Below are 25,296 nucleotides of genomic sequence, written 5' to 3' on the forward strand. Positions count from 1 at the left end.
AAATCACAAACCCGCTCACGGCGGGTTTGTTTTTTTTTAGGAATTGCGTATTGTCTGTGCTTTCAAACTGGCTGTTGTGACCGGAGGTAAGCATGGACGCACTGATTGGCCTGATCTGTATTTTAGGGCTGATGGCCGGTGTAGTGGCCTTTTTTAAGGTATTGGGTTTACGCCGGGATTTGGATGCGTTGCGCAAGCAAGTACACAGCCTGCAGCAGGGCAACGCGGTTCCTTTACCTGCACGGCCTCCGGCACCTGTTGCCCACGCGGCGGCCAAACCTGATATCCCGCTCCCAGCTATGCCGCCCGATGTCCCACAGACAGCCCCCGAGCCCAGTGTTGCTATGCCGCCTGCGTCTATCTTTCCGCCAAACGAAGCCGCCACCTCAACGCATCATAAAGGCGGTCTGGCCACTACCCTTAAAAGCTGGCAAAAGCGTTTTGAACAAAATGGCATGGTATGGATTGGTGCCCTGGCATTGGCCGTGGGCGGCATTTTTCTGGCTAAGTACAGCCTCGAAATGGGCTTGTTGTCACCTGTGGCCAGGGTCATTCTTGGGGCCGGATTTGGGCTGGCGCTGATTGCCGCGTCTATGTGGTTGCATCATCGCTCGGTACCCTTTGAAGGTTGGGCTAACTATGTGCCAGCGGCTTTGGCCAGTGGCGGCTTTATTACCTGTTTTACCATGGTACTGCTGGCGTATCATGGCTATACGATGCTGGGGCAAATACCCGCGTTTATTTTATTAGCTTTGATCGCTCTGGCGGCCAGTTACCTGTCGTTGCTGTTTGGGCCGCTGCTGGCCGCCATTGGTATTGTCGGCGCGTATACAGTGCCGCTATGGGTAAGTAGTGATAGTGGTAATCTGTTTGCTTTACTCAGCTATGTGAGTTTCGTCAGTTTGTCGGTATTGCTGCTGGCCAAAAGGGTGCAGCAAGCCTGGTTGTGGAAAGCCCTGTACCTTGGGCATTTTGGCTGGTACCTCGCCGCACTTGGGCTTGGCCAACCCACCGACAACCTGACCTTTGCCGGCTTCATCCTGTTGACATTATATGTATTGGTTATCGCGCCAGTCTGTGGCTGGTTGCTAGGTCAGCGAGAATTTACCGCCAGGCCATTTAAACGGCTTTGGCAACCAAACCTTGTCAACCTGGCACTGGCTGCATTGTTGATACCCGCCTTAATCTACTGTTTAAGTGCAGCCTATCAGCCTGGCACTTTGATGTTGGTGCTGACGCTAGCCGTTACCTTAATCATTCTACCGCTGCTTAACAGTCGTTTTGACCATGCGGCATTGCTGAGCGTGCTCTGTCTGTTGGTGGGAATTTGGGTTGTGCCGCCTCCTGGTTTAGTGACGGATATCAGCCAGTTATTGCAAGACGGTTACCTATTGGTGCTGGCAAGCAGCCTGGTAATGTTTGTTTATGGATTTTGGTTTGGGTGTGGCCAGCCTGCACGTTTGGTCTTTCATCTGCTTGCCGCCTTTGCGCCTTTTGTCCTTATTGGTGTGGGCTATGCGTTGGCCCCTTATGGCGATACGGGCTTGCTCTATCCCCTTTGGGCAACGGTTTTGCTGTTAATGGCCATGGTATTGGCTCTACAGGCAAAGCACCTTACAGACAACTGGCAAGCTTTTTGTTACCTGGCGGGTAGCAATGCCAAGCTGTCGCTGAGTTTAACCATGCTGCTGGACGGCAGTACACTGACGCTGGCGTTGCTGGTACAAGTGCTGGCGGTGAGCTATCTGGCCAAGCAAAGGGCAGTGGCGTTACCTCACTGGATCATTAAAGTACTGGTTAGTCTGGTGCTGTTGCGTTTGAGCTTTGCGCCCTGGACACCAGACTATGAAGGACTGATGCTGCTTGGTGTGCACTGGTCGCTGGTGATTTATCCTCTGGCAATCGGACTCTTCTACGCTACTGCCCGGTTATGGCGGGAATCTTCGCTACAAGCCTGGTTACAAGGGGCCATCCTGCACTTAGTAGCGTTGCTGGTGACTACAGAAACCAGCTATTGGCTGGTAGGGCATTATCCCTGGCCGGGGCAGCTTGTTTTTAAAGAGATGGTTTTGCTGGCCATGAACTGGTGGCTGCTGGGCAGCCTGTACTTGTATCGCGTGCGTTTTGCCGGCGCGTTGGCTGGGCTTTATCAAACTGCCGGTGGACTGTTGTGGCTGGGTGGGGGCTTGTTGCAACTACAGTTGCTGTTCGCCGAGAACCCTTTTATCTACCCGCAAGCCGTGGGCTCCTGGCCGGTACTTAACTGGCTAATCCCTTTATGGGGAATTCCGACGCTGCTGGTCTGGTATTTGTCCCGTCAGCATTTGAGCGGCAAAGCCGCCGAAGTGGCAGGGTGGGGGAGCGGATTACTGGCCATGCTGTTTATTAATGGCCAGATTCGCCAGTTCTGGCAGGGTAGTGATATTCAAATCTGGCAAATGACCACAGATGCCGAACACTACAGCTATTCACTTATCTGGCTGATTCTGGCCTCAACGTTGGTTGCTTTTGCCTACCGACTGTCACGTCCGGTCTGGCAGAGTGTAGGATTCGGCCTGATGTTATTGGTGATCCTTAAAGTCTTTATTCTGGATATGGCTAATCTTCAAGGATTGTTTCGTGCCTTGTCCTTTATTGGTTTGGGATTGTGCTTGGTGTTGCTGGGCTGGCTGTTTCAGCGGCTCAGACAAGCCGCAGAGCCTGCTACTAGCAGTTAATCTTGCTGTTTGCAGGCGTCCAGCATACTTTGCAGCTTATCGCGACCAAGTTTTTCAGCGGTGGCGATATTCCTGGCCGGGATGTTTTCGGGGTCCCGGTATTTGGATACTGCTTGTTCTATGCTGGATTCGCGCAATAAGTGCAGAACCGGGTAGGGCGCGCGGTTGGTAAAATGTGCTGCGGCGTCCTTTGCCTCGCCTTCAAAATAGTAATCAGGATGAAAGCTGGCAAGCTGATAGATGCCCCTGAGTGCGTTGTTGTCCAGACTCAGGTTCGCTTCCTCCAGTAACAGCAAATACTGCTCAAAGTCTTCAAAATGCGGGAATATTAGCAGGCTGGTGACAATCTCTGGATGCGCATCAAGATAATCACATTCGTCCAGCAGTCGTTCAATGGCCTGAACCATGCCAGTTTGATGACAAACTTGATAGCGGGTATTGGCCAACTCTTTTCTGGCAAATGGGCAAAAATTCAGCCCCACCACGAGTGTCTCTACCCAGTGGCGGGTTTGCTGAATAATAAGCTGCTCATTCATCAGCTATGATATTTAACGTAGGCTTCCAGGGTATTTTCGATCAAACTGGCCACTGTCATTGGGCCAACACCACCCGGAACCGGCGTGATCCAACCTGCCCGTTCAGCCGCTTCGGCAAACTGTACATCGCCCACCAGTTTACCGTCATCAATACGATTAATACCCACATCGATAACGATAGCGCCCGGCTTTATCCAGTCACCAGGAATAAATTCAGGCTTGCCTACCGCGACCACCAGTAAATCAGCGCGCTCTACGTGGGCGCGTAGTTCTTTGGTGAATTTGTGGCAAACGGTGATGGTGCAACCTGCTAACAGCAGTTCCAGTGACATAGGGCGACCGACAATATTAGACGCGCCGACAACGACTGCATCTAAACCTTTAATAGGACGTTTAGTGGACTCTATTAACGTCATGATACCTTTAGGGGTACAAGGACGCAGGGCCGGCAGACGCTGTGCCAAGCGTCCCAAGTTATAGGGATGAAATCCATCAACGTCTTTGTGTGGATGAATGCGCTCAAGAATTTGCTCCGCATTCAAACCGGCCGGTAAAGGCAGTTGAAGCAAAATACCATCTACCTGCTCGTCATTATTTAACTCATCCACCAGGTCCAACAGTTGTTGTTGTGTTGTGGATGCGGGTAAATCATAAGAGCGGGAAGTAAAGCCGACTTCTTCACAGGCATTGCGCTTGCTGCCTACATAAACCTGAGAGGCCGGATCGCTACCGACCAGAATAACCGCCAAACCCGGTGCGCGTTTTCCAGATGCCCGAATAGAGGCAACCTGGCTGGCGACGTTCTGGCGAAGTTGTTTAGCAATAAGTTTTCCGTCAATGAGTTGTGCTGGCATAGATGTGCAATCAGTCCTCTAAAAAGCTTAACGTATTGTCCCACAGAATCGTGATTCCATTAAGCACTTGATCAGGTAAGTTGTGGTTGTCGATTTTTCTTAGCTATATAGAAGACAAATTGCCTAGTTGGCAGTGGTGTATAAAAAGTTGGTTTTTTCTTATCTATATAGCTAAAGCGAAAAATACAGGCTGGGGGCTTTGCAATCCGTTATCGATAGTAAGAAAGGAGAATGCGTAGAAGGAATAGAGGAAAAAGTGGGATTACATGAGGAATCTGGCTAAAACAACAGCGATTAAGTCGAAATATCATCACTATGCTGAAAAAGTGCGCATACGAACTTTTTTTATTGAAAAAGTGTTTGACGGTCATAGGTCATGTGGGTAATATTCGCGCCCCGTAGCAGCCAGTAAATGTTTACCTCTGCTACAGCAAGAGTCGGTGAGTAGCGCAGCTTGGTAGCGCACTTGTTTTGGGTACAAGGGGTCGCAGGTTCAAATCCTGTCTCACCGACCATCTCTTGCTTCAGGTTCGAAGAGCGCCCGTAGCTCAGCTGGATAGAGCAACGGCCTTCTAAGCCGTGGGTCGCAGGTTCGAATCCTGCCGGGCGCGCCATTCTAATCTGGCGCGGCCAAAAAGAGAATCAGTGGTGGGCGTAGCTCAGTCGGTAGAGCCCCGGATTGTGATTCCGGTTGTCGTGGGTTCAAGTCCCATCGTCCACCCCACTCTTCTCTCCTTCTTAGTTTCAATTTAAATTATTCCATTTCATCTGCACTGTGCGTTTTTTTACGCAATTTTTTCATTTTTACAACTGGAATTGACCTATGGCTGCCGCTATAATGCTGCGTCTTTTTATCAGGTCCAAGTTCACCCTTCACCAAACCTGATCCCCGCCACACAATTTTGGGCGTGATTATAAGGAAATGGGTGGGCATACAGAAAAGCCGCCTAAGTGCGCAAAGTTGAGGTAGAAGAATGCAAGTTTCCGTTGAGACGACAAAAGGTTTAGAGCGCCGTCTTACTATTACCGTACCGGCAGATAAGATCGATGTTGCGGTAAAATCCCGTTTGCAGCAACTGGCCAAAACCCAACGGGTGAATGGTTTCCGTCCTGGCAAAGTACCTGTCACTGTTATTCAAAAGCGTTTTGGCCAGGCAGTTCGCCAGGAAATCGCTGGAGAAGTAATGCAGCGCAACTTCTACGAAGCTGTGGTTCAAGAGAAACTGAATCCTGCTGGTATGCCTGCGTTTGAACTTAAGAAAGACAATCAAGGCGAAGATCTGGAATTCGTGGCGTCTTTTGAAGTTTACCCAGAAGTAGAAATTAAAGATCTGAATAAGATCAAAGTAGAGAAGCCGGTTGTTGAGATCTCCGATAAAGATCTGGACAATATGATGGATACGCTGCGCAAGCAACACGCTAACTGGAAAGAAGGCAAGCGTAAGGCCAAGAAAGATGACCGCGTAACCATCGACTTCGTTGGTACTATCGACGGTGAAGAATTCGAAGGCGGTAAAGCCGAAGGTTTCCAGTTGGAGCTGGGCAAAGGCCGTATGATTCCTGGTTTTGAAGAGCCTATCGTAGGCAAGAAAGCCGGTGAAGAAGTGGTTGCCGAGGTGACTTTCCCTGAAGACTACCATGCAGAAAAACTGAAAGGCAAAGCTGCTCAGTTTGCTATCAAGGTAACTAAAGTGGAAGGTCTGGATCTGCCAGAAGTAAATGACGAGTTTGCTAAGCTGTTCGGTGTAGAAGACGGTGGTGTTGAAGCTCTGCGTGGTGAAGTTCGTAAGAACATGCTGCGTGAACTGGAACAGACGCTGAAAAACCAGGTGAAAGAGCAGGTTATTAAAGGTTTGCTGGAAACCAACGAAGTAGAGCTGCCTAAAGCGCTGGTTAGCCAGGAAATCAACGTACTGCGTCAGCAGGCGATGCAGCGTTTTGGTGATCAGCAGCAAGGCAACCTGCCACAACTGCCTGATGAGCTGTTTGAAGAGAATGCTCGCCGCCGCGTAAGCATTGGTTTGTTGTTGGGTGAAGTCATCAAGCAAAAAGAACTGAAAGTTGATCAAGCCAAAGTTGACGCGCTGATTGAAACTACTGCTTCTGCTTATGAAGATCCTACTGAAGTGGTTACCTACTACAAAGGTAACAAGGAACTGATGCAGCAAATGCAGAATATTGCACTGGAAGACCAAGCGGTAGAAAGTGTACTAGCAGACGCTAAAGTCAAAGAAGTGAAAAAAGCCTTTGACGAAATCATGAACAAGCAAGCCTAATTTGCTCGTTGTTCGTTGACTTAACCAGTCAGCAACTGCTTAAATGCTCGGTACCTACCGAGCATTTTTATTTTCAGCGGACGAAATTCTGAGAGACAAGGAAACGTCCAGTTGGTAATTGACGAGAAGCCTATATGATGCAGAACGCCTTAGAGCCCATGAATTCATTGGTACCCATGGTGGTTGAGCAAACCTCCAAAGGGGAGCGGGCCTACGATATCTATTCCAGACTGTTAAAAGAGCGGATTATTTTTATGGTTGGCCAGGTCGAGGACCACATGGCTAACCTGATTGTGGCGCAGATGTTGTTTCTGGAGTCAGAAAATCCGGACAAAGACATTTTCCTATATATCAATTCCCCTGGCGGTTCGGTTACGGCCGGCATGGCTATTTATGACACCATGAACTTGATTAAGCCGGACGTTAGCACCATGTGTGTAGGTCAGGCTGCCAGCATGGGCGCATTCTTGCTATCCGGTGGAGCGAAAGGTAAGCGTTATTGCCTGCCCAACTCCAGGGTCATGATTCACCAACCTTTGGGCGGATTCCAGGGACAAGCTTCTGATTTTGAAATACATGCTCGCGAGATCCTGTCTATCAAAGAGAAGCTGAACCGTTTAATGGCCGAGCATACAGGTCAGGACTACGACATTGTTGCCAGAGACACCGACCGTGATAATTTCATGAGTGCTCAGGAAGCCATGGAATATGGCCTGGTTGATCAGGTATTGGCAAACCGCCTAGAAGCCCATCAGGAAAAATAGTCAGCTGACCTAATTGCAGCCAAGAAATTGAGAAATTGGTCAATAAGGGTTAATACTTGTAAGACAGGTAGCCCCAGGTCTGACAGAGGTAACGAGTAAATGAGTAATAGTCACAGCGGGGACGGCGATAATAAGCTGCTGTATTGTTCTTTTTGCGGCAAAAGCCAGCATGAAGTGCGTAAGCTAATAGCCGGGCCATCGGTTTTTATCTGTGATGAATGTGTTGAGTTGTGCAACGACATCATCCGTGAAGAAATCAAAGAAATTGCCCCGAAGAAGAAGCAGGCAGCGCTGCCTAAGCCTCAGGACATTCATAAGCACCTGGACGATTATGTAATCGGTCAGGAGCATGCTAAGAAGGTTCTTGCAGTAGCAGTGTACAACCATTACAAGCGTTTACGTAATGGTGATGTGCATGAAGGTGTGGAACTGGGTAAGAGCAATATTTTGCTTATTGGCCCCACCGGCAGTGGTAAAACGCTGTTAGCAGAAACCTTAGCGCGTTTTCTGGATGTCCCTTTCACTATGGCGGATGCCACTACGCTGACCGAAGCCGGTTATGTGGGTGAAGATGTGGAAAACATCATTCAGAAGTTACTGCAGAAGTGTGATTACGATGTAGAAAAAGCCCAGCGTGGTATCGTTTATATCGACGAAATCGACAAAATTTCGCGTAAGTCTGACAACCCATCCATTACCCGAGATGTGTCGGGCGAAGGGGTGCAACAGGCCTTACTCAAACTGATTGAAGGCACTATTGCGTCTGTTCCACCGCAAGGGGGACGCAAGCATCCACAACAGGAATTCCTGCAAGTGGATACCTCCAAGATCTTGTTTATCTGTGGCGGTGCCTTTGCCGGATTGGACAAAGTTATCGAGCAACGCATGCAAACAGGGACCAGTATAGGTTTCGTTGCTCAGGTGCGTAGCAAAGAACGCAAAGACGGTCTGGGTAAACTATTCCAGCAGGTGGAACCGGAAGATTTGATCAAATATGGTCTGATTCCAGAATTCATTGGCCGTTTACCTGTAGTGGCGACCCTAGAAGAGCTGAACGAGGAAGCGCTGATTCAGATCTTGCGTGAGCCCAAAAACGCGCTGACCAAGCAATACGGCGCCTTGTTCTCAATGGAAAACACCGAGCTGGAATTCCGCGACGACGCATTGCATGCCATAGCCACCAAAGCCATGGAGCGTAAAACCGGAGCGCGGGGGTTACGGTCTATTGTGGAAGGCGTATTGCTGGAAACTATGTACGAACTGCCAGCTATGAATAATGTCAGTAAGGTGGTGATTGACGAGTCTGTTATACGCGGCGAGTCAAAGCCCATACTGATTTACGATACAGCCAAAGAAAAAAAGGCAGCATCTGAATAATTAAAGGCCCCACAGGGGCCTTTTTTATTGCTAGGATGACAAAGAATGACAGGGCACGTCGTTGAACTTCCCCTGAGCATCCCCATATAACTTCCAGTTTAGAATAGAACGATAAGAGATTGAGTATGACGACTGAGCGACCTGAACGTGTCGAAATGCCCGTCCTGGCCTTGCGGGACGTGGTGGTGTATCCGCACATGGTGATCCCGTTGTTTGTGGGTCGGGAAAAGTCCATCCAGTGCCTGGAAGCGGCCATGAACAATGACAAACAGATCTTTCTGGTCGCCCAGAAGGATGCTGGCATTGATGAGCCACAGACTGACGATATTTATAAAGTGGGCACTATTGCCACTATTTTGCAGTTGCTTAAATTGCCTGATGGTACCGTTAAGGTGTTGGTTGAAGGCAATGTGAGAGGCGAGATACAGACCTACCTGCAGACCGAAGAATTCTTTGTGGCGGAAGTTATCAAGAAGCAGGACGATGCTATCGCCGATGCCGAACAAGAAGTGTTAGTGCGTTCGGCCATTTCGCAATTTGAAGGTTATGTAAAGCTCAATAAGAAGATCCCACCAGAGGTTCTGACCTCGCTAAGTGGTATCGATGACGCAGCACGCCTGGCTGATACCATGGCGGCTCATATGCCGCTGAAATTAGCCGAAAAGCAAAAAGTGCTCGAAATGGCGCAAGTGAATGAGCGCTTAGAATACTTGATGGCCCTAATGGAAGGGGAAATCGATCTGCTGCAGGTGGAGAAAAAGATCCGCACCAGAGTCAAAAAGCAGATGGAGAAAAGCCAGCGAGAGTATTATCTGAATGAGCAAATGAAAGCCATTCAGAAAGAGCTTGGCGAGCTGGATGAAGCCCCTGATGAATTTGAGAGCCTCAACAAGAAGATTGAAGAGGCGAAAATGTCGGCCGATGCCAAGCAAAAGGCCAGCGCTGAACTGCAAAAACTGAAAATGATGTCGCCCATGTCTGCGGAAGCAACAGTGGTACGTAGCTACATCGATTGGTTGGTATCTGTGCCCTGGTATAAACGCAGTAAGGTGAAGAAAAACCTGGGGGCTGCTGAACAGGTACTGGATGCTGATCATTATGGGCTTGAGCGGGTTAAGGAACGCATTCTTGAATATCTGGCGGTACAGCAACGGGTGCGTAAGCTCAAAGGGCCTATTCTGTGTTTGGTTGGTCCGCCAGGGGTAGGTAAAACATCCCTTGGTCAGTCCATTGCCAAGGCCACCGGTCGTGAATATGTGCGTATGGCATTAGGCGGGGTGCGTGATGAAGCAGAAATTCGCGGACATCGTCGTACTTATATTGGTTCATTGCCAGGTAAGTTGATTCAAAAAATGGCCAAAGTGGGCGTAAAAAATCCCCTGTTTTTGCTCGATGAGATCGACAAAATGTCATCCGATATGCGCGGTGACCCGGCTTCGGCTTTACTGGAGGTGTTGGATCCTGAACAAAACAGCAGCTTTAGTGACCACTACTTAGAGGTGGATTACGACCTGTCTGACGTGATGTTCGTGGCAACCTCCAACAGTATGAACATCCCAGGACCATTATTGGACAGGATGGAGGTGATTCGTCTGTCGGGTTATACCGAAGATGAAAAGCTAAATATTGCTACCCGCCATTTGATTGAAAAGCAGATGAGCCGTAATGGCCTGAAAAAAGGTGAGCTTATCATCGAAGAGTCAGCCATTCTGGGCGTAATTCGTTATTACACCCGTGAAGCCGGCGTGCGTAGCCTGGAGCGGGAGATTTCCAAAATCTGCCGTAAGGCCGTGAAAAATATCTTGCTCGACAAGTCTATCAAGAAGGTCGTGGTAACTCAGGATAACCTAGCTGATTATCTTGGTGTGCAGCGTTTTGACTACGGCAAGGCTGACAAGAACAACCAGATTGGACAGGTAACTGGCCTGGCTTGGACGCAGGTTGGAGGGGATTTGCTCACCATTGAAACCGCTGCGGTGGCCGGTAAGGGTAAAACCACCTTCACCGGTTCACTGGGTGATGTGATGCAAGAGTCTATTCAAACCGCGATGACAGTGGTACGCAGTCGCGCCAGTAAGTTGGGTATTAACGAAGACTTTTATGAGAAACGTGATATCCATGTGCATGTGCCTGAAGGGGCGACCCCGAAAGACGGTCCAAGCGCGGGTATCGCTATGTGCACGGCCTTGGTGTCTACCTTGACCGGTAATCCGGTTCGCTGTGATGTTGCTATGACCGGAGAGATAACCTTGCGTGGTGAGGTACTGGCCATTGGTGGGTTGAAAGAGAAACTGCTGGCGGCACATCGTGGTGGTATCAAAACCGTGGTTATCCCCAAAGAGAACGAACGTGATCTGAAGGAAATTCCAGAGAACGTGAAGCAAGATTTGGATATCCATCCGGTACAGTGGATTGATGAAGTGCTGGTGTTAGCACTGGAAAATAATCCTGAGGGTTTTGAAGTCGTTAAGGCTTCGCACGCCTGATTACCTGTCGCCAGGGTGTAAAAACGCTAAAAACTGCCCCGTAATGGGGCAATAAACGCAAAAAGTTGCGCTAAAACGTGGCTTTTTGCGTTTTTTTTGGTTTGTAGGGCTTCCCTCCCACAAAAGTTGTGGTAGCCTTGAATTCGAATTCGCTTCAAGCCTTGTCAATAAAGGGATCGCAGCGATTCAGAAATAAAAAAATTATCTAAAACTTGGCTTGAAGTTGCTATTCAAGCTTGTTATAACAATTTCGCAACAACTGTTTGCGAATCAGCAATATAATAACAATTGAAGGGGATGATATTGTGAATAAGTCTCAACTAATCGATAAAATCGCTGCTGGCGCGGATATTTCCAAAGCTGCTGCGGGCCGTGCTCTTGACGCCCTGACTGATGCAGTAACTGATGCGCTTAAAGGCGGTGATCAAGTTGCTCTGGTTGGCTTTGGTACTTTCTCCGTGCGTGAGCGTTCAGCTCGTAGCGGTCGTAACCCTCAGACGGGTGCGACGATTCAAATCGCAGCTGCCAAAGTGCCTTCTTTCAAAGCTGGTAAAGCTTTAAAGGATGCTTGCAACTAAGCCGATTTTCTCGGTTTAAAAAAGCGATGATTTGTCATCGCTTTTTTTATTTGTACGCTCCTTCAATAAAGACTAATTGTGAATTAAAGCGACCTGCTGATGGTGAGTATTGTCGCTGTCAATGGCATTCTGTTTCCTGCCATGCTGGGTTATAATCCCACCCGTTTGACTATGTGCTGACCACGCCGAAAGCGGCGCTGGAGCAAATTGGAGTTTAAAGACCAAGATGTTAGAGAGAATTAGAGAAGGGTCCCAAGGATTTTGGGCTAAAGCCATACTGGGTTTGGTAATACTGACCTTTGCCCTGGCCGGGGTGGGAAGCTATTTGAATGCGAAAACCGATGTACCTGTTGCAACGGTTAATGGTGACGATATCAGTCAGTCCAGTCTGGAAAACGCCTATCAGAACGAAAGGGCCAGAATGGAAAATCAATACGGTGACGCTTTCGCCAATTTGATGGCTGACAGCGATTATATGAAAACCTTTAAGCGTGGCCTGTTAGACCGTCTTATCGCAGATAAACTGGTAGAACAAACCGCAGCCGATTTGGGCATGCGCGTTAGCGATACGCAGGTGAAAGAAGCTTTACTGGCCATGCCTGAGTTCCAGATAGCCGGTACCTTCAATAACGACAGGTATCAGGCCATTTTGCGTCAGGCCGGTATGCAGCCGCAGGATTTCCGTGAGCGCATTCGTTTAGATATGACTCGCCAGCAACTGGTGCGGGCTCTGCTGGGTAGTGAATTTAGCCTGGCAGGCGAGGTGGAACAGGCTTACGCACTGCAACAACAACAGCGTGATATAAGCTATGTCAAAGTGGCCGCCGAGCAGTTTTTGGACAGCGTGGTGGTATCTGAGGACGATATCAGCACCTATTACCAAAGCAACATCAGCAGTTTTGATACCGAAGAGCGCGTTGCGCTGCGTTATCTGGAGCTGACAATTGAAGACCTGATGGAAGGCGTGGAGGTTTCTGAACAGGAAATCGACGAAGCTTATCAGGCCAATATGGATCAATACCGTACTGCTGCCGAGCGTCGAGCTTCTCACATCTTGCTTGAGCTGGGTGATGATGAGCAGAAAGTTCGAGCACAGGCCGAGGAGTTGCTTACACGAATTAACAATGGCGAAGATTTCGCGGCCCTGGCCAAAGAGTTTTCTGCTGATGCCTTTAGTGCCGAAAATGGTGGTGATTTAGATTGGTTCGGTCGTGATGTGATGGATCCTGCTTTTGAAGAAGCCACTTTTGCCCTGGCAAAAGAAGGTGATGTCAGTGAAGTAGTAGAAAGTGAATTTGGTTTACACATCATCAAACTGACGGGCATTAAAGCCGAAGAGGTTCAGCCTCTGGATGCGGTGAAAGATGACATTATTACGCAAGTGAAACGTGATAAGGCCCAGGCTGAATTTTACCAGTTACATCAGCAAGTAGCCGAGCTGGCATTTGAACAGCCGGACAATCTGGAAGATGTGGCAGGCTTACTGGATAAAGAAATTCAAACCACAGATATGTTCAGCCGCGCAGAAGCCCAGGGCGTGTTTGCCGGCAATCAGGTACTGAATGTAGCATTCTCCGATGAGTTGATTGAAGAAGCGGTAAACAGCGAAGTGATTGATGTGACACCCGAGCATTTGTTGGTCATGCGTGTCGCCGAACATCAACCACAGCGCACTCGTCCTCTGGAAGAAGTTGCTGCCGACATAGAGGCTCAACTGAAAGCTGATAAAGCTCAGAATGCTGCCAAGCAATGGGCCGATGAGTTGGTTGCACAAGCCGCTGGCGGAGAAGATATCCAAGCTAAGTTAGATGAGAAAAGCCTGGTATGGGCAAGCGAAGCCGGTCAAGTTCGTTATGGATCTTTGCTACCTCCAGCTGTCGTTGAGCAAGCGTTTAAGCTTGGCACCGAAGCCAATATGGCTGCTGTTAATACCGCTGATGGTAATGTTGCCTTGGTTAGGCTGGATGCTATCCATGCGGCTGAGAAGGCCGAGGATGCCATGCTGGCCGGTCTTGAGCAGCGCCTGTCGTCCGGACGCAGTCAGCAGCTTTATGTGGACTTTATCGAGGCCCTTAAAGCCAAAGCGGATATTGAAATCCACGCCGTTCAGTAAGTTCGGCTGAAATTGAAAAAACGCTGCTTCGGCAGCGTTTTTTTATGTTTGCTTTTTGTCTCCGCTTTGCGGTGGAGCTATTCGTCGCGGGTGATCAGGGCTTGATAAGCGTGAATAAGACGACGGGTATAATCCGACTTTGGCCAATTGAAAATCACATCCGTTTTTCCTGACTCCACTAATTGGCCAGCTTCCAATACGAGAATGCGATCACTAATATGTCGGACAATACCCAGGTTATGGGAGATAAAAATAAAGCCAAGCCCTAAATCACGCTGTAATTTCATCAACAGATTAACCGTTTGTGAGCGTACGGAAGGGTCAAGGGCGGCAAAGGGCTCATCAGCTACCAGTACCTGAGGATTTAAGATCAGGGCTCTGGCCACGGCCACGCGTTGTCGCTGTCCTTCTGACAACATATGACGATAAAAGTACTGGTGTTCCGGTAGCATACCCACCAGTTTCAGGGTTTCTTCTATCTTGCGTTTACGTTCCCGCGCATCTAAATCGGTATTTAGGATCAAAGGCTCTTCCAGCAGACTACCGAGGGTCAGGGCGGGATTCAGGGATTCCTTGCTATGCTGAAAAATCATCCGAATAGCCTGAAAGCGCTGGCGTTTGTCGTGCAGGGACTCGCCATTTAACAAGATTTCACCGGCACTTGGGCGCGCTACACCGACCAACAGCTTCGCCAGTAGGGACTTGCCTGAGCCATTTTCACCCATAATGGCCATGGTTTCTCCTGCTTTTAGTTCAAAGCTGACCGGGGCGAGGCGAAAATGCTCTTGTTTGCCAAACCAGGATTTGTCTTTCTTGCTATAACTCAGGTTGGAGACAGTCAGTAACGGGTTCATGTTTTATCCCTGTGCAGCGGGAAATGGCAGGCATAGTGATGATCGTGGATACGTCGTACATCGGGCATTTTCACACATTCTTTCTGAGCCCTGGGACAGCGAGGCCCCAGGCGGCAGCCTATAGGTAAGTGTTGCAAGGTAGGAATAGTCCCATCCAGGCAGGATAAGGCCGCTTTGGGGGGCAGGTCGCGCCTGAAACTCGGGGCGCTATCCAGCAATGCTTTGGTATAGGGGTGCAGCGGACGTCGTTTTAGCTGGCTCATTTTGCCGCTTTCTACGGTTTGTCCGCAGTAGAGTACTGTCATGGTATCTGCCATGGCGGAAATGGCCAACAAATCGTGGCTGACAAACAGAATACTCAGCTCCCTGGTTTTATTGAGCTTGGCCAGCAGCCGCAGTACCTGTACTTTGGTAGTGGGCTCCATGCCCATGGTCGGGTTATCGGCGATAAGGAGTTTAGGGTTGGATACCAGTGCCATGGCCAGCGCAAATTTTTGTGCGATATCTTCGGCCACTTGATGGGGATAGCTGGCTAAGCAGAGATCATGGTCGCGAATACCCACTTTGTGCAGTTGTTGGGCAGCCATTTCTCGTCTTTGCTGCCTTCGTTGCCAAAACCAGCCCTTATCTAATTGCGAATCGGCAATACTTTCTTCGATTTGTTCGCGTAGCGTTGCAGAAGGGTCGAGAGCGGTCGCCGGGTTTTGCAATACAACCGAAATTTCACTGCGGGTAATGGCACGCCGTTGGCTGTCGGACATGGACAGTAAATCCTGGCCTTTCCAGTTCATGCGATCGGCGGTGACCTGCCATCGGTCTGACAGGGCCCCGACGATAGATTTTACGACCAGGCTCTTTCCTGAACCAGACTCGCCAACCAAGGCCCTGACTTCCCGGCTATCAATACTCAGATTAATTTTATCCAGGGCCTTCACTAGGCCAAGTGGGGTATCTATTTCCAGAGTCAGATTTTTGATGTCCAGTAACGGCATTATTGATTCACTCTGTTTTTCAACGCGGTACGCAGGCCATCTCCGACCAGATTGATGGACAAGACCATTAAAAAAATCGCCGCACCAGGCAAGGAAATACTCCAGGGGGCCACGTAAGCGGTTTCCAGTGCATCAGACAGCATGGCGCCCAGCTCAGGGGAAGGGGATTGTGCGCCCAAGTTGAGAAAGCCCAATGCAGAGATATCCAAAATGGCAACTGACAGCGCCATGGTGGCTTGTACAACCAGCATTTCAATCATATTGGGTAGAATGCTATGAAAGAAAATGCGCGCGTCGCTGGCACCATCCAGGCGTGCTGCGGTGACATATTCTTTGCGGTATTCCCGCCCTACCATATCTCGGGTGTGATGGATAAATTGCGGGATAAGCGCGAGGGTGATGGCCCACATACTGTTCATTAATCCGGTGCCAAGTATCGCGACGATGATAATGGCTAGCAGTAAGGTCGGGATGGCCATGATGGCATCCAGCAGGTGGTTAATAATACTCGCCCTGAGGCCTCGGCTCATACCGGCGTAAGCACCGATACTGCAGCCTACTAACATCGCCAGCAGTACCAGAAAAAAGCTTGCGCCAAAGGTAATTTGGCAGCCATGTACCACCCTGGCCAGTAAGTCTCTGCCTATGCCGTCTGTGCCAAATAGATGCGAGACGTCGCCGTTGGCGTCCCAAGCCGGAGGCAGCAGAATTGCCTCGGTGTTCTGAGCCAATGGGCCAAAGGGCAGAAACCAAGGGCCTAGCAATACCAGCAGTACAAAGAAGCCCAGACACCACAGCCCAGCTAACGCAATATGATTGCGCTGGAATTCATTCCAGGTCTGGCGAACCGGTGAGGGATAAAATTCTTCGTCGTAGAAACTAGACTTGGGCATGAAGCTGCTTCTTACTTAAGGGGTAGATCGTGCGAATCAGCAAGTCTACGCAAATGGTCACAATAACAACCAGGGCGGATACTGCCAGCATACCGCCGCGGATGGCCGGGAAGTCTCGTTGATAAATGGCCTGCATCATCCATTCTCCTATCCCCGGCCAAGAAAAGATCACCTCGACTATCATGGCGTTGGTTAACAAGACGGTAAATTGCATGGCAAGTTGCGGCATAATTGGCAACAACGCATTTTTCATACCGTGGTGCCAGAAAACCTGCGTTCTACTCAGTCCTTTGGCGTAAGCCGCCTTAATATAGTCGCTGGCCATCACATTGATCACCGAGCGACGGGTAAGGCGGACAACTAGCGAGCAGGTGACTATAGACAAAGACAGAGTTGGCAGAATCAGGTGATGTAAGGCGTCCATTAATACCTGTTTCTTATTATCAATATCGGCTTGCAGAATATCGACTAGCATAAATCCGCTGTACTGGGGTATTTCGTAAATCAGGCTCACGCGTCCAGACATGGGCAAGCCGCCCCATTGCAACGAGAATATTAGTATTAATAGCAGTGCCAGCCAGAATACCGGCATCGAGAATCCCACCAGACTGACCGACAGAATGCTCATATCGGTGTAGCGGCGGTGGTTTAATCCGGCGGCAATGCCAAGTGGAATCCCAACTAACAGTGATACCGCCATCGCATACAGGCTAAGTTCCAGGCTGGCGGGAAGAAACTGGCAAATGTCGGCAAAAATCGGGTTTTGTGAGGTGAGACTCAGGCCCCATTCACCAGACAGCGTAAGCTTCAGATATTGCCAGAACCCGGCAATATAGCCGTCATCCAACGCATACATCATACGCAGTTGCTGAGCCTGATCCTCTGAGGAGATTGGATTGCCTGACAGGTTGGTCAGCGGGTCACCGGGAAACAAAAAGGCCAAGGTATATGACGCAATGCAGAGTATCAGCAGGGTAAAGAACAGCAGATTCAGTCGTCGACCTAAGTAAACCAGCATATCAACGTCCTTCCTTACGAACCTGGCCGAAACGGATTCCGCCAAAGGGGTTGATTTGCATACCGGTGATGCCTTCTCGGTACGCCTGGAAACGGTAGGCATGGGCGATGGGCAATAATGGCATTTGCTCTACCAAAAGTTCGTTTACTTGATGATAGTAGTGCATGCGGCTGTCTTCATCGGTGTAGCGCAGAGCGTCGTTAATCAACTCATCATATTTGGGCAGGCACCAGTTTGCCCTGTTGGTTCCTGAAGCGATGGCTGCACAGCTTAACAGCGGGCGATAAAAATTATCCGGATCCCCATTGTCTGCAGACCAGCCAATCAAAACCGAATCGTGCATGCCTTGCTTTAGCAGGCGCCTGAAGGTGGCCCATTCGTAGCTCACAATGTCGACCCGGATGTCTACTTTATCCAGATAACTTTGAATAAGTTCAGCCATTTTTGTGGCGTTGGGGTTGTAAGCGCGTTGCACCGGCATGGCCCAGATATTCATTCTAAAGCCCCGTTTCACCCCGGCTTCATCCAGCAACTGCCTGGCTAACGCTGGGTTATAGTGAACATCGCGCTGGTTCTCGTCGTAAGCCCAGGAAGTCGGGGGCAGCAATCCTTTTGACGCGACCGCACTGTCTGAATACACGGCGTCAAGTAGCGCTTGCCTATCTACCGCCATGGCCAGAGCGCGTCTTACTTTGGGGTCATCAAACGGAGGACGGGCGGTATTAAACGCCCAGAAGCCTACATTCAGGCCGGGTTTTTCCTCCAGTACCAAATCCTGACGCTGGTCGACGATGCGTAGCTCTGTCTGAGCCGGAAAGGCAATAACATCGCACTCGCCGGTGATAAGTTTTGCCAGTCGCATTGAACTGGTCGGGGTGATATCAAAAATCAATTGCTCCTGATACGCCTGGCCTTCCCAGTAATCGGCATGACGATGGTAGCGAATGTAGTTGTTCTTGCGGAATTGCTGAAATTTAAAGGGGCCGGTGCCTATTGGTTGACTGTCTAGCAGCTCAGGTGTGCCGGCTAACATCAGCTGTTCGGCATATTCAGCCGATAACATCACGGCAAAATCTGTTGCCAATGTAGCAAGGAATGAACTGTCTGGCCGATGTAGTTTGATTTCCACCCGGTAGCCGTTAAGTCGGTTAACTTCAGCGACAATGTCTTGCAATCCCAAGCTTTCAAAGTAAGGGTATACGCCCCCGGAAACCTTGTGGTAGGGATGGGAAGCAAGGCGCCAGCGATTGATGCTGAATAACACGTCATCGGCGTTAAATGCGCGGCTGGGCGTGAAATAGCCGGTTTGGTGGAATTGCACGTCTTTTCGTAGCTGAAATGTGTAAGTTAAACCATCTTCACTGACCAACCAGCTGTCTGCCAATGCCGGTATTACCTTGCTGGTTTCAGGATCAAAGTCGAGTAAGCCGTTATACAACTGATGAGCTGCCGCATCGGCTGTCGTGCCTGAGATATCAAGTTGGGGGTTGAAGGTGACCGGACTGCCCTCAGAGCAATAGATCAGTCCTTTTTGTTTAACTTCGGCGTCATCTAGGTCTTGGCAGCCTACGCTCACCATGCAAGACAACATGAGGCCCAGGCAGGTTCTGTTTTTCATCAATCCAGCTCTCTGGATGCGCCATCCAGCAGGTTGTATTTTTTAAGATAGCCACGCAATTGGTGGTATGTCAGACCAAGTTTATCAGCGGTCTTCTTTTGATTAAACTGGCTGCTGGCTAATGCTTGGCGGAGCAGGTCAATTTCAAAGTCTTGAGTGAGAGTTTTGAGATCTACCGGAAAGTTGAATTGCATGCCAATACCGTTCGTAGAGGCGGCGGGCTCCACCGACAGCACTTCAGGCGTTGACGCTTCTTTCGGCTGAGAAGAGGGCTGTATTCTATCTTGGGTTTTGATTCTGCCTTGAGGACGGAATGGCGATTCGAAGGGATCCAGCACAATATGGTGAACCGGCAAGTGTGGGTTGTTGCAGCGATAGACAGCGCGTTCAACCACATTCTTCAACTCTCGGATATTACCCGGCCACTCATAGCTCAGCAGGGTACGCTTGGCTTTTTCGGTAAAACCGCTGAACAGTTCCATCTCTAGCTCTCTGGCCATATTAATAGCGAAATGCTCGGCCAGCATCATTATATCTTCCGGACGCTCTCTTAAGGGCGGTAGCGTGATAACGTCAAAGGCTAATCTATCAAGTAGATCCGCGCGAAACTCGCCTTGCTCGGCGAGACTGGGAAGATCTTCATTGGTGGCTGCTACCAGTCTGACATCTACCTTGACGGACTTTGAACCGCCAACCCGTTCAAATTCACCGTATTCGATAACACGCAGAAGTTTCTCTTGAATAAGTCCGGAGGTGTTGGCGAGCTCATCTAAAAACAAGGTGCCGTTATTGGCCGTTTCAAAGCGTCCTTCGCGTCGTTTGGCGGCACCGGTAAAGGCGCCGGCCTCATAGCCGAATAGTTCACTTTCCAACAGGTTATCATTGAGTGCGGCACAATTGAGTTTCAGATAAGCCTGGTCCCAACGGCCGGACAGATAATGCAAACGTGCGGCAACCAGTTCTTTACCCGTTCCTCGCTCACCGATAATCAGCACGGGCTTATTAAGCGGGGCGATTTGTGATATCTGCTCCAGAACTTCCAAAAAGCTGTTGGATTGTCCCAACAGATTGTCTTGTTGGCGAAACCTGCTCACTGTGTTCCTTAAAAAGTGGTGTAATCGACTAATTAGTGGTTGATATCAATATTATGCTAGCCAACGGGAAAAGCCTAGAAAATAAATATTATATTTTAAATCAGTATGTTACTCGTCTTTGCTTGGTTGGCCTGTAATTTGTATAACCTCAATACAGGTTGGAGGTGTTGATTCATTTCCATTCAAATCATGACAAAGAGGTAAACATCATGGGTATTTTCTCTCGTTTCACCGACATAGTGAACTCCAATATCAATGCGTTGTTGGATAAGGCCGAAGATCCGGAAAAAATGGTTAGGCTGATTATCCAGGAAATGGAAGATACGCTGGTAGAAGTGCGTTCTACCTCAGCTAAGACTATTGCTAACAAAAAAGAGATCAGTTCTCAGATAAGCAAACTGGAGCATCAGGCGAATGATTGGCAAGCCAAAGCCGAACTGGCGCTGAGTAAAGAGCGTGACGATTTAGCCAGAGCTGCTCTGGTAGAAAAGAAGAAAGCGGCTGAGCACGCGCAGGCGTTGAGCAAAGAATTACAACTGGTTGAAGATCAGATTGCTAAACTTCAGAGTGAAACGGCGCAATTGCAGGAGAAGCTTGCTGATGCCAAAGCAAGGCAGAAAGCCATTATTCTGCGTCAGAAGACGGCCGAGTCCAGGCTTGAAGTAAAACGCACCCTGGATAGCAGTAAAGTTGATGATGCCATGGGACGCTTTGAACGTTACGAGCGTAAGATTGACGATTTGGAAAGTCAGATCGAAGCGTATGACATGGGACAGAAAACCCTGGCAGACGAATTTGCTGCCCTGGAAGCCGGTGACAAGATCGATGATGAACTGGCTGAACTGAAGAAAAAAATGAATAAGAAAAACACCAAAGCGGCTAGCAAAGACTAAGCCGTAACGCAGCCCAGGTTGAGGAGAATATTGTGGAAGATGTCATAGGTATTTTGGTGGCGCCCATCATCATATTCATGATTTTTGTGGCGCCCATTTGGTTAATTCTGCATTACCGCAGTAAGAAACAAGTGGCGCAGGGATTGTCCAAGGAAGAGTTTACCGCGCTCACTGAGTTGGCCGATAAGGCAGAGAAAATGGCGGATCGCATTCAGACATTGGAAGCTATTTTGGATGCCGAGGCTCCGCAGTGGAGGAACAGAGCATGAAAACCAAAGGTGAATTGTATCGTAATGCCCAAAAAGGCAAGGTAGCCGGTGTTTGTGCGGGAATAGCAGATTACTTTGGATGGGAAGCCTGGTTAATCCGTATCATTTTAGTATCCGCTGTGTTGTTGTCCGGCCCGTTTTTTATCATGGCGTATATTGCGGCCTGGTTCATTCTGGATAAAAAGCCCAGTGGTGGTGTGTCGATAAACTCGCAAGGGAAGGGATGGCATGCTGGTGAAGAGGATAACTCTCACGTGGAGGTTAAGTCCAAAGTGTGGCAAGCCGGAGAGCCACCACGTCAGGCGTTTCGTGATATTAAAGGACGTTTTGACAGGCTTGAGATGCGTCTGCGCAAAATGGAAACTTATGTAACCTCTTCAGAGTTTCAACTGAACAGGGAAATCAGTCGCCTGTAATCATTAAGCGGCGTTTGTATTCAGCGTGGAGGGGCGGGTAACCGCCCATTTTTTGTTTTACACAGGGTGAAAGATGTCAGGCAGCGGTATGCAAAGTCTTTTTGGCCGAATTCAGACTAAGGCACATCAGACCGCCAGTCGGATGGCGGATCAGCACGTTAAGCTGGCGGTTACCGGACTGAGTGGAGCGGGAAAAACCGCTTTTATTACGTCCTTGGTAAACCAACTGCTGGAAGGTAATGGTACGGCTAATCTGCCGTTTTTTACCCTAACTAAAGAGCAGCGTCTGGTGGGTGTCAGGCGGGTGGCTCAGCCGGATGTGCGCTTGGCAAGGTTTGCTTATGAGCAGGGAATGGAGGCGTTAAATGCAGCCCAGCCCAGTTGGCCTGTGCCTACACGTGGCGTGAGTCAGATTCGTTTGCATGTGCGCTATAAACCCGGTCAAGGCGTGAGCCGTTATCTGTTTGACCAATCGACATTGATACTGGACATCCTCGACTATCCGGGAGAATGGTTGTTGGATTTGCCCCTGCTGGGAATGGATTTTCCGCAATGGAGTGCTTTTTGTACCCAACAAATGGAAGAGGGGGGGCGCGAGGTATTAAGTCAGCCTTTTCGTCAGGCGATGAAAAACCTAGATTGGCTGGGACAGGAGAATGAATTGCAACTCCAGCAATTGGCTGAGGTGTTTCGTCAGTACCTGAGTGACTGTAAGAAGCATGGACTGGAGTTGGTTCAGCCTGGACGCTTTGTTTTGCCTGGTGAGCTGGAGGGGGCGCCAGTTTTGCAGTTTATTCCCTTTATAGGTGAACAAGCCCAGATGGACTGGCAGCATATTCCGTCAGGCAGCAATCTGGCCCTTGCCATGGAAAGATTCGAGCAATATCGGACTAAAGTCGTCAAACCCTTTTACAAGGCGTATTTTAGTGACTTTGACCGACAAATTGTGCTGGTTGATTGCTTATCAGCCCTAAATCGGGGCGAGCAGGCATTTGATGAATTACAACGGGCAATCAACTGGATACTGAAAAGTTTTGATTACGGTAAAAATTCGCTATTGCGTCGAATGTTTTCACCACGTATCGATAAGTTAGTGTTTGCTGCCAGCAAAGCTGACCATATTACGCCGGATCAGCAAGATAATTTGATTCGCCTGCTGGAGTCTATGGTACACAACGCTCGCCAGGATATGCAGTATCGGGGCGTCAGAATTCAAACCACGGCACTGGCAGCAATACGGGCTTCAAATGTGGGGCAAACACAATACCAGGGGCAGCGCCTTAGTGTTCTGTCTGGACATGATCTGAATGGACAGCCCATAACCTTATATCCTGGTGATGTGCCAGCCAGGCGTCCGGCACCGACCTTTTGGCAGTCTCAGGGGTTTGAGTTCCCGAATTTTGCGCCGCCTTTGCGAGACCCGTTAACGGCGTTGCCGCATATACGTATGGATCAGATGTTGGAGTTTCTACTGGGGGACAAATTGGCATGACGGACAGTACGCCAGACATACAGCTAAAGCCGCGGATTTTATTGGACACTGAGGTGGCTGAGCAGCCGCCACAAGGGCTACGAAAAGCTGTACAGGTGCCTAGTGAATCGGTGGTAAGCGAGTTCCCTTCGCTTGAAGAAGACTTTCAGGTGTCAACCTCAAGGCCACAAGGTCATAGCAAACCGGGTAAATGGTTTTGGTTGCTCTTGTTGGGGTTACTGCTGGGCACTGCGCAACTCGGCGTTACGTTATGGCAAGGCTGGCAGGCACTGGACTTTCTGTCTATGGCTTGGGCTGCGCTATTACTGACTTTACTGATTGCGGCGTTATTGTCGGTGGGGCGAGAGTGGATGCGTTTTCGCCGCCTGGAGCACCGCGAGCATCTGCAGCAATTGGCCCTTGGATACAGTCAAAGCCCGGCAATCGGCGATGCTAAGGACTTTTGCCAGACATTACTGGCGCAAATGCCTAGGGGATCTGAAACGCATGGACAGCGCTGGCATGCATCGTTGGAACAACATTATACCGACCGTGAAGTCCTACAGTTATTCGAGCAGCAGGTCATGGCACCGGCTGACAAACGTGCATTAGATGAAATCAGTCGCGAGGCATCAGCCTCTGCGGCGCTAATTGCGGTAAGCCCCTTTGTGCTGTTGGATATGTTGTTGGTGTTATGGCGTAATCTACGCATGATCAACCGGATTTGTGACTGTTATGGGGTAAAGACCGGCTATCTAACTAAGGTCATACTGCTAAAAAAGACCGTGCGTACTATGTTGTACGCAGGGGCTAGTGAATTGCTGGCTGAGGCTTCTGCGTGGGCTTTGGGTGGAAGTTTGACCGCTAAGTTGTCGACCCGTATGGCCCAGGGGCTAGGCGCTGGCGTGCTGACCACCAGGTTTGGGGTACAGGCGCTAAAATTATGTCGCCCGATTCCGTTTATCGCCGAAAGCGAGCCCAAAATCAGCGTGATTGCCGCTGGGGTGTTAAAGCAACTTCGCGGATTAGAGCGGGGCCCCCAGGCAAGCGACAGCAAAGAGGGAAGGGAAGCTTGAGCTAACGGGGAGCTCGCCCTTCCAAGCCTTACTCTTGTAAAAATACTGTTACACTTGAAACTATTCGCTAACAGGTCACCCGCTTTTTCTTTGCCACTATTTGAGTAGACTCACGTCCAACTGAGTAGCTCCGGTGCAGGTATCGGAGCAAGGTGAATGACAAGCGATAAAATGTATGAGTAAGAGTACCCAATATGTTTCCCGTCAGCCGGATGCGAATGGGGTGATTCACTGGAGCGACGAAGAAAATCTGGTTTGGCATGATTTAGTCGCGCGCCAGATGGAGATTATTCGCGGAAGAGCTTGCGATGAATTTATGCATGGTCTGGAATTACTGAATCTGCCTCAGGACAGAATCCCTCAGCTTGATGAAGTAAACCAGGTTCTAGCTAAAACAACGGGATGGCAGGTTGCGCAGGTGCCAGCCCTAATTAATTTTGATGAGTTTTTTAAACTTCTGGCTAACAAACAGTTTCCGGTGGCCACGTTTATCCGCAGCAGGGAAGAGTTCGACTATCTGCAGGAGCCGGATATCTTTCATGAAATATTTGGTCATTGTCCGTTACTGACCAATAAGGCATTTGCCCACTTTACCCATACCTATGGGAAGCTGGGTTATGCCGCGAGTAAGCAAGACCGAGTTTACCTCGCTAGGTTGTACTGGTTTACCGTGGAGTTTGGCTTACTTAAACAAGCGAATGAACTGCGGATTTATGGTGGTGGGATCCTTTCTTCACCTGGGGAAACCCTGTATGCGCTTGAGAGTGATAAGCCTGAGCGTCATGATATGGTGGCGTTAGAGGCTCTTCGCACCCCCTACCGCATTGATATCATGCAACCGGTTTATTACACCTTACAGGGGCTGGATGATCTTTTCGGGCTTGCCGAAATGGACATGATGGCGTTGGTGGAACAAGCTAAACAACTGGGGTTACATACGCCTAAGTTCCCACCCAAACCGCAAAAAATTGCCAGCTAATGATGATTGGAGAATAACAGAA

At 49.4% G+C, this 25,296-nt stretch carries 21 protein-coding genes and 3 tRNA genes; 16 read left to right on the forward strand and 8 right to left on the reverse strand.

Features of this window, described 5'->3' with window-relative positions:
• The first annotated feature begins 92 nt into the window (after positions 1-92).
• Positions 93-2,717, forward strand: a complete 2,625-nt coding sequence (locus IEX02_RS14810; RefSeq protein ID WP_188696840.1) for a DUF2339 domain-containing protein — start codon at positions 93-95, stop codon at positions 2,715-2,717.
• Here IEX02_RS14810 and IEX02_RS14815 read toward each other — a convergent pair.
• Together IEX02_RS14815 and folD are read right to left on the reverse strand one after the other, a co-directional pair.
• Positions 2,714-3,253, reverse strand: coding sequence for a DUF1415 domain-containing protein (locus IEX02_RS14815; RefSeq protein ID WP_188696843.1), 540 nt, complete (start codon positions 3,251-3,253; stop codon positions 2,714-2,716). The two genes, IEX02_RS14810 and IEX02_RS14815, sit on opposite strands and share 4 nt — an antisense overlap.
• A complete protein-coding gene (gene folD, locus IEX02_RS14820) occupies positions 3,253-4,107 on the reverse strand; it encodes a bifunctional methylenetetrahydrofolate dehydrogenase/methenyltetrahydrofolate cyclohydrolase FolD (protein ID WP_188696846.1) in 855 nt (284 codons plus the stop codon). The genes IEX02_RS14815 and folD overlap by 1 nt, the downstream gene beginning before the upstream one ends.
• A gap of 438 nt (positions 4,108-4,545) precedes the next feature.
• On the opposite strand from folD, the gene IEX02_RS14825 reads away from it, so the two are divergent.
• The 9 genes from IEX02_RS14825 to IEX02_RS14865 all read left to right on the forward strand — a co-directional run bounded on the left by IEX02_RS14825 (position 4,546) and on the right by IEX02_RS14865 (position 13,701).
• A tRNA-Pro gene (locus IEX02_RS14825) sits at positions 4,546-4,622 on the forward strand.
• A gap of 22 nt (positions 4,623-4,644) precedes the next feature.
• Positions 4,645-4,721, forward strand: a tRNA-Arg gene (locus IEX02_RS14830).
• A gap of 34 nt (positions 4,722-4,755) precedes the next feature.
• Positions 4,756-4,831 (forward strand) — tRNA-His (locus IEX02_RS14835).
• 250 nt (positions 4,832-5,081) lie between these two features.
• Positions 5,082-6,383 carry a trigger factor gene (gene tig / locus IEX02_RS14840; protein WP_188696849.1) on the forward strand — a complete coding sequence of 434 codons (1,302 nt, stop codon included), beginning with the start codon at positions 5,082-5,084 and terminating at the stop codon, positions 6,381-6,383.
• Between the two features lie 137 nt (positions 6,384-6,520).
• Complete coding sequence (clpP, locus tag IEX02_RS14845) at positions 6,521-7,147, forward strand: ATP-dependent Clp endopeptidase proteolytic subunit ClpP (protein ID WP_373285026.1); 627 nt, start codon at positions 6,521-6,523, stop codon at positions 7,145-7,147.
• Positions 7,148-7,246: 99 nt separating this feature from the next.
• Positions 7,247-8,524, forward strand: coding sequence for an ATP-dependent protease ATP-binding subunit ClpX (gene clpX / locus IEX02_RS14850; protein WP_188696854.1), 1,278 nt, complete (start codon positions 7,247-7,249; stop codon positions 8,522-8,524).
• Between the two features lie 125 nt (positions 8,525-8,649).
• A complete protein-coding gene (lon, locus tag IEX02_RS14855) occupies positions 8,650-11,010 on the forward strand; it encodes an endopeptidase La (RefSeq protein ID WP_188696857.1) in 2,361 nt (786 codons plus the stop codon).
• 305 nt (positions 11,011-11,315) lie between these two features.
• A complete protein-coding gene (gene hupB / locus IEX02_RS14860; RefSeq protein ID WP_102796818.1) occupies positions 11,316-11,588 on the forward strand; it encodes a nucleoid-associated protein HU-beta in 273 nt (90 codons plus the stop codon).
• A 226-nt stretch (positions 11,589-11,814) separates the two neighbouring features.
• Positions 11,815-13,701 (forward strand): SurA N-terminal domain-containing protein, encoded by a 1,887-nt coding sequence (locus IEX02_RS14865; RefSeq protein WP_188696859.1) that lies wholly within the window; start codon positions 11,815-11,817, stop codon positions 13,699-13,701.
• Positions 13,702-13,778: 77 nt separating this feature from the next.
• Here the strand turns inward: IEX02_RS14865 and IEX02_RS14870 are convergent, their stop codons facing one another.
• Genes IEX02_RS14870 through pspF form a run of 6 tightly spaced genes read right to left on the reverse strand, consistent with a single transcriptional unit; the run spans position 13,779 to position 20,170 of the window.
• Positions 13,779-14,555, reverse strand: a complete 777-nt coding sequence (locus IEX02_RS14870; RefSeq protein ID WP_188696861.1) for an ATP-binding cassette domain-containing protein — start codon at positions 14,553-14,555, stop codon at positions 13,779-13,781.
• On the reverse strand, positions 14,552-15,547 hold the full coding sequence (locus IEX02_RS14875; protein ID WP_188696863.1) for an oligopeptide/dipeptide ABC transporter ATP-binding protein: 996 nt from the start codon (positions 15,545-15,547) through the stop codon (positions 14,552-14,554). The genes IEX02_RS14870 and IEX02_RS14875 overlap by 4 nt, the downstream gene beginning before the upstream one ends.
• Positions 15,547-16,440 carry an ABC transporter permease subunit gene (locus IEX02_RS14880; protein WP_188696865.1) on the reverse strand — a complete coding sequence of 298 codons (894 nt, stop codon included), beginning with the start codon at positions 16,438-16,440 and terminating at the stop codon, positions 15,547-15,549. The genes IEX02_RS14875 and IEX02_RS14880 overlap by 1 nt, the downstream gene beginning before the upstream one ends.
• Positions 16,427-17,458, reverse strand: a complete 1,032-nt coding sequence (locus IEX02_RS14885) for an ABC transporter permease (protein WP_188696867.1) — start codon at positions 17,456-17,458, stop codon at positions 16,427-16,429. Before IEX02_RS14885 ends, IEX02_RS14880 begins: the two co-directional genes overlap by 14 nt.
• 1 nt (position 17,459) lies before the next feature.
• The gene (gene sapA, locus IEX02_RS14890; protein ID WP_188696869.1) at positions 17,460-19,076 is read right to left on the reverse strand and encodes an ABC transporter substrate-binding protein SapA; all 1,617 of its coding nucleotides are present in this window, start codon (positions 19,074-19,076) and stop codon (positions 17,460-17,462) included.
• Positions 19,076-20,170, reverse strand: a complete 1,095-nt coding sequence (pspF, locus tag IEX02_RS14895; RefSeq protein WP_188696872.1) for a phage shock protein operon transcriptional activator — start codon at positions 20,168-20,170, stop codon at positions 19,076-19,078. The genes sapA and pspF overlap by 1 nt, the downstream gene beginning before the upstream one ends.
• A 209-nt stretch (positions 20,171-20,379) precedes the next feature.
• Here pspF and pspA point away from each other — a divergent pair, with 209 nt between their 5' ends.
• From pspA to phhA, 6 genes are all read left to right on the forward strand, one after another.
• Positions 20,380-21,063: a phage shock protein PspA gene (pspA, locus tag IEX02_RS14900; protein ID WP_188696875.1), complete on the forward strand. Its 684-nt coding sequence runs from the start codon at positions 20,380-20,382 to the stop codon at positions 21,061-21,063.
• 77 nt (positions 21,064-21,140) lie between these two features.
• Positions 21,141-21,332 (forward strand): envelope stress response membrane protein PspB, encoded by a 192-nt coding sequence (gene pspB / locus IEX02_RS14905; protein WP_373285027.1) that lies wholly within the window; start codon positions 21,141-21,143, stop codon positions 21,330-21,332.
• Complete coding sequence (gene pspC / locus IEX02_RS14910; RefSeq protein ID WP_188696878.1) at positions 21,329-21,748, forward strand: envelope stress response membrane protein PspC; 420 nt, start codon at positions 21,329-21,331, stop codon at positions 21,746-21,748. The genes pspB and pspC overlap by 4 nt, the downstream gene beginning before the upstream one ends.
• A gap of 88 nt (positions 21,749-21,836) precedes the next feature.
• Positions 21,837-23,240 (forward strand): YcjX family GTP-binding protein, encoded by a 1,404-nt coding sequence (locus tag IEX02_RS14915; RefSeq protein ID WP_188696882.1) that lies wholly within the window; start codon positions 21,837-21,839, stop codon positions 23,238-23,240.
• Positions 23,237-24,295 carry a TIGR01620 family protein gene (locus IEX02_RS14920; protein WP_188696885.1) on the forward strand — a complete coding sequence of 353 codons (1,059 nt, stop codon included), beginning with the start codon at positions 23,237-23,239 and terminating at the stop codon, positions 24,293-24,295. The genes IEX02_RS14915 and IEX02_RS14920 overlap by 4 nt, the downstream gene beginning before the upstream one ends.
• 175 nt (positions 24,296-24,470) lie before the next feature.
• Positions 24,471-25,274, forward strand: coding sequence for a phenylalanine 4-monooxygenase (gene phhA, locus IEX02_RS14925; RefSeq protein ID WP_188696887.1), 804 nt, complete (start codon positions 24,471-24,473; stop codon positions 25,272-25,274).
• The last annotated feature ends 22 nt before the right edge of the window (positions 25,275-25,296 follow it).

This window comes from Bowmanella pacifica, from assembly GCF_014645355.1.
GTDB lineage: Bacteria > Pseudomonadota > Gammaproteobacteria > Enterobacterales > Alteromonadaceae > Bowmanella > Bowmanella pacifica.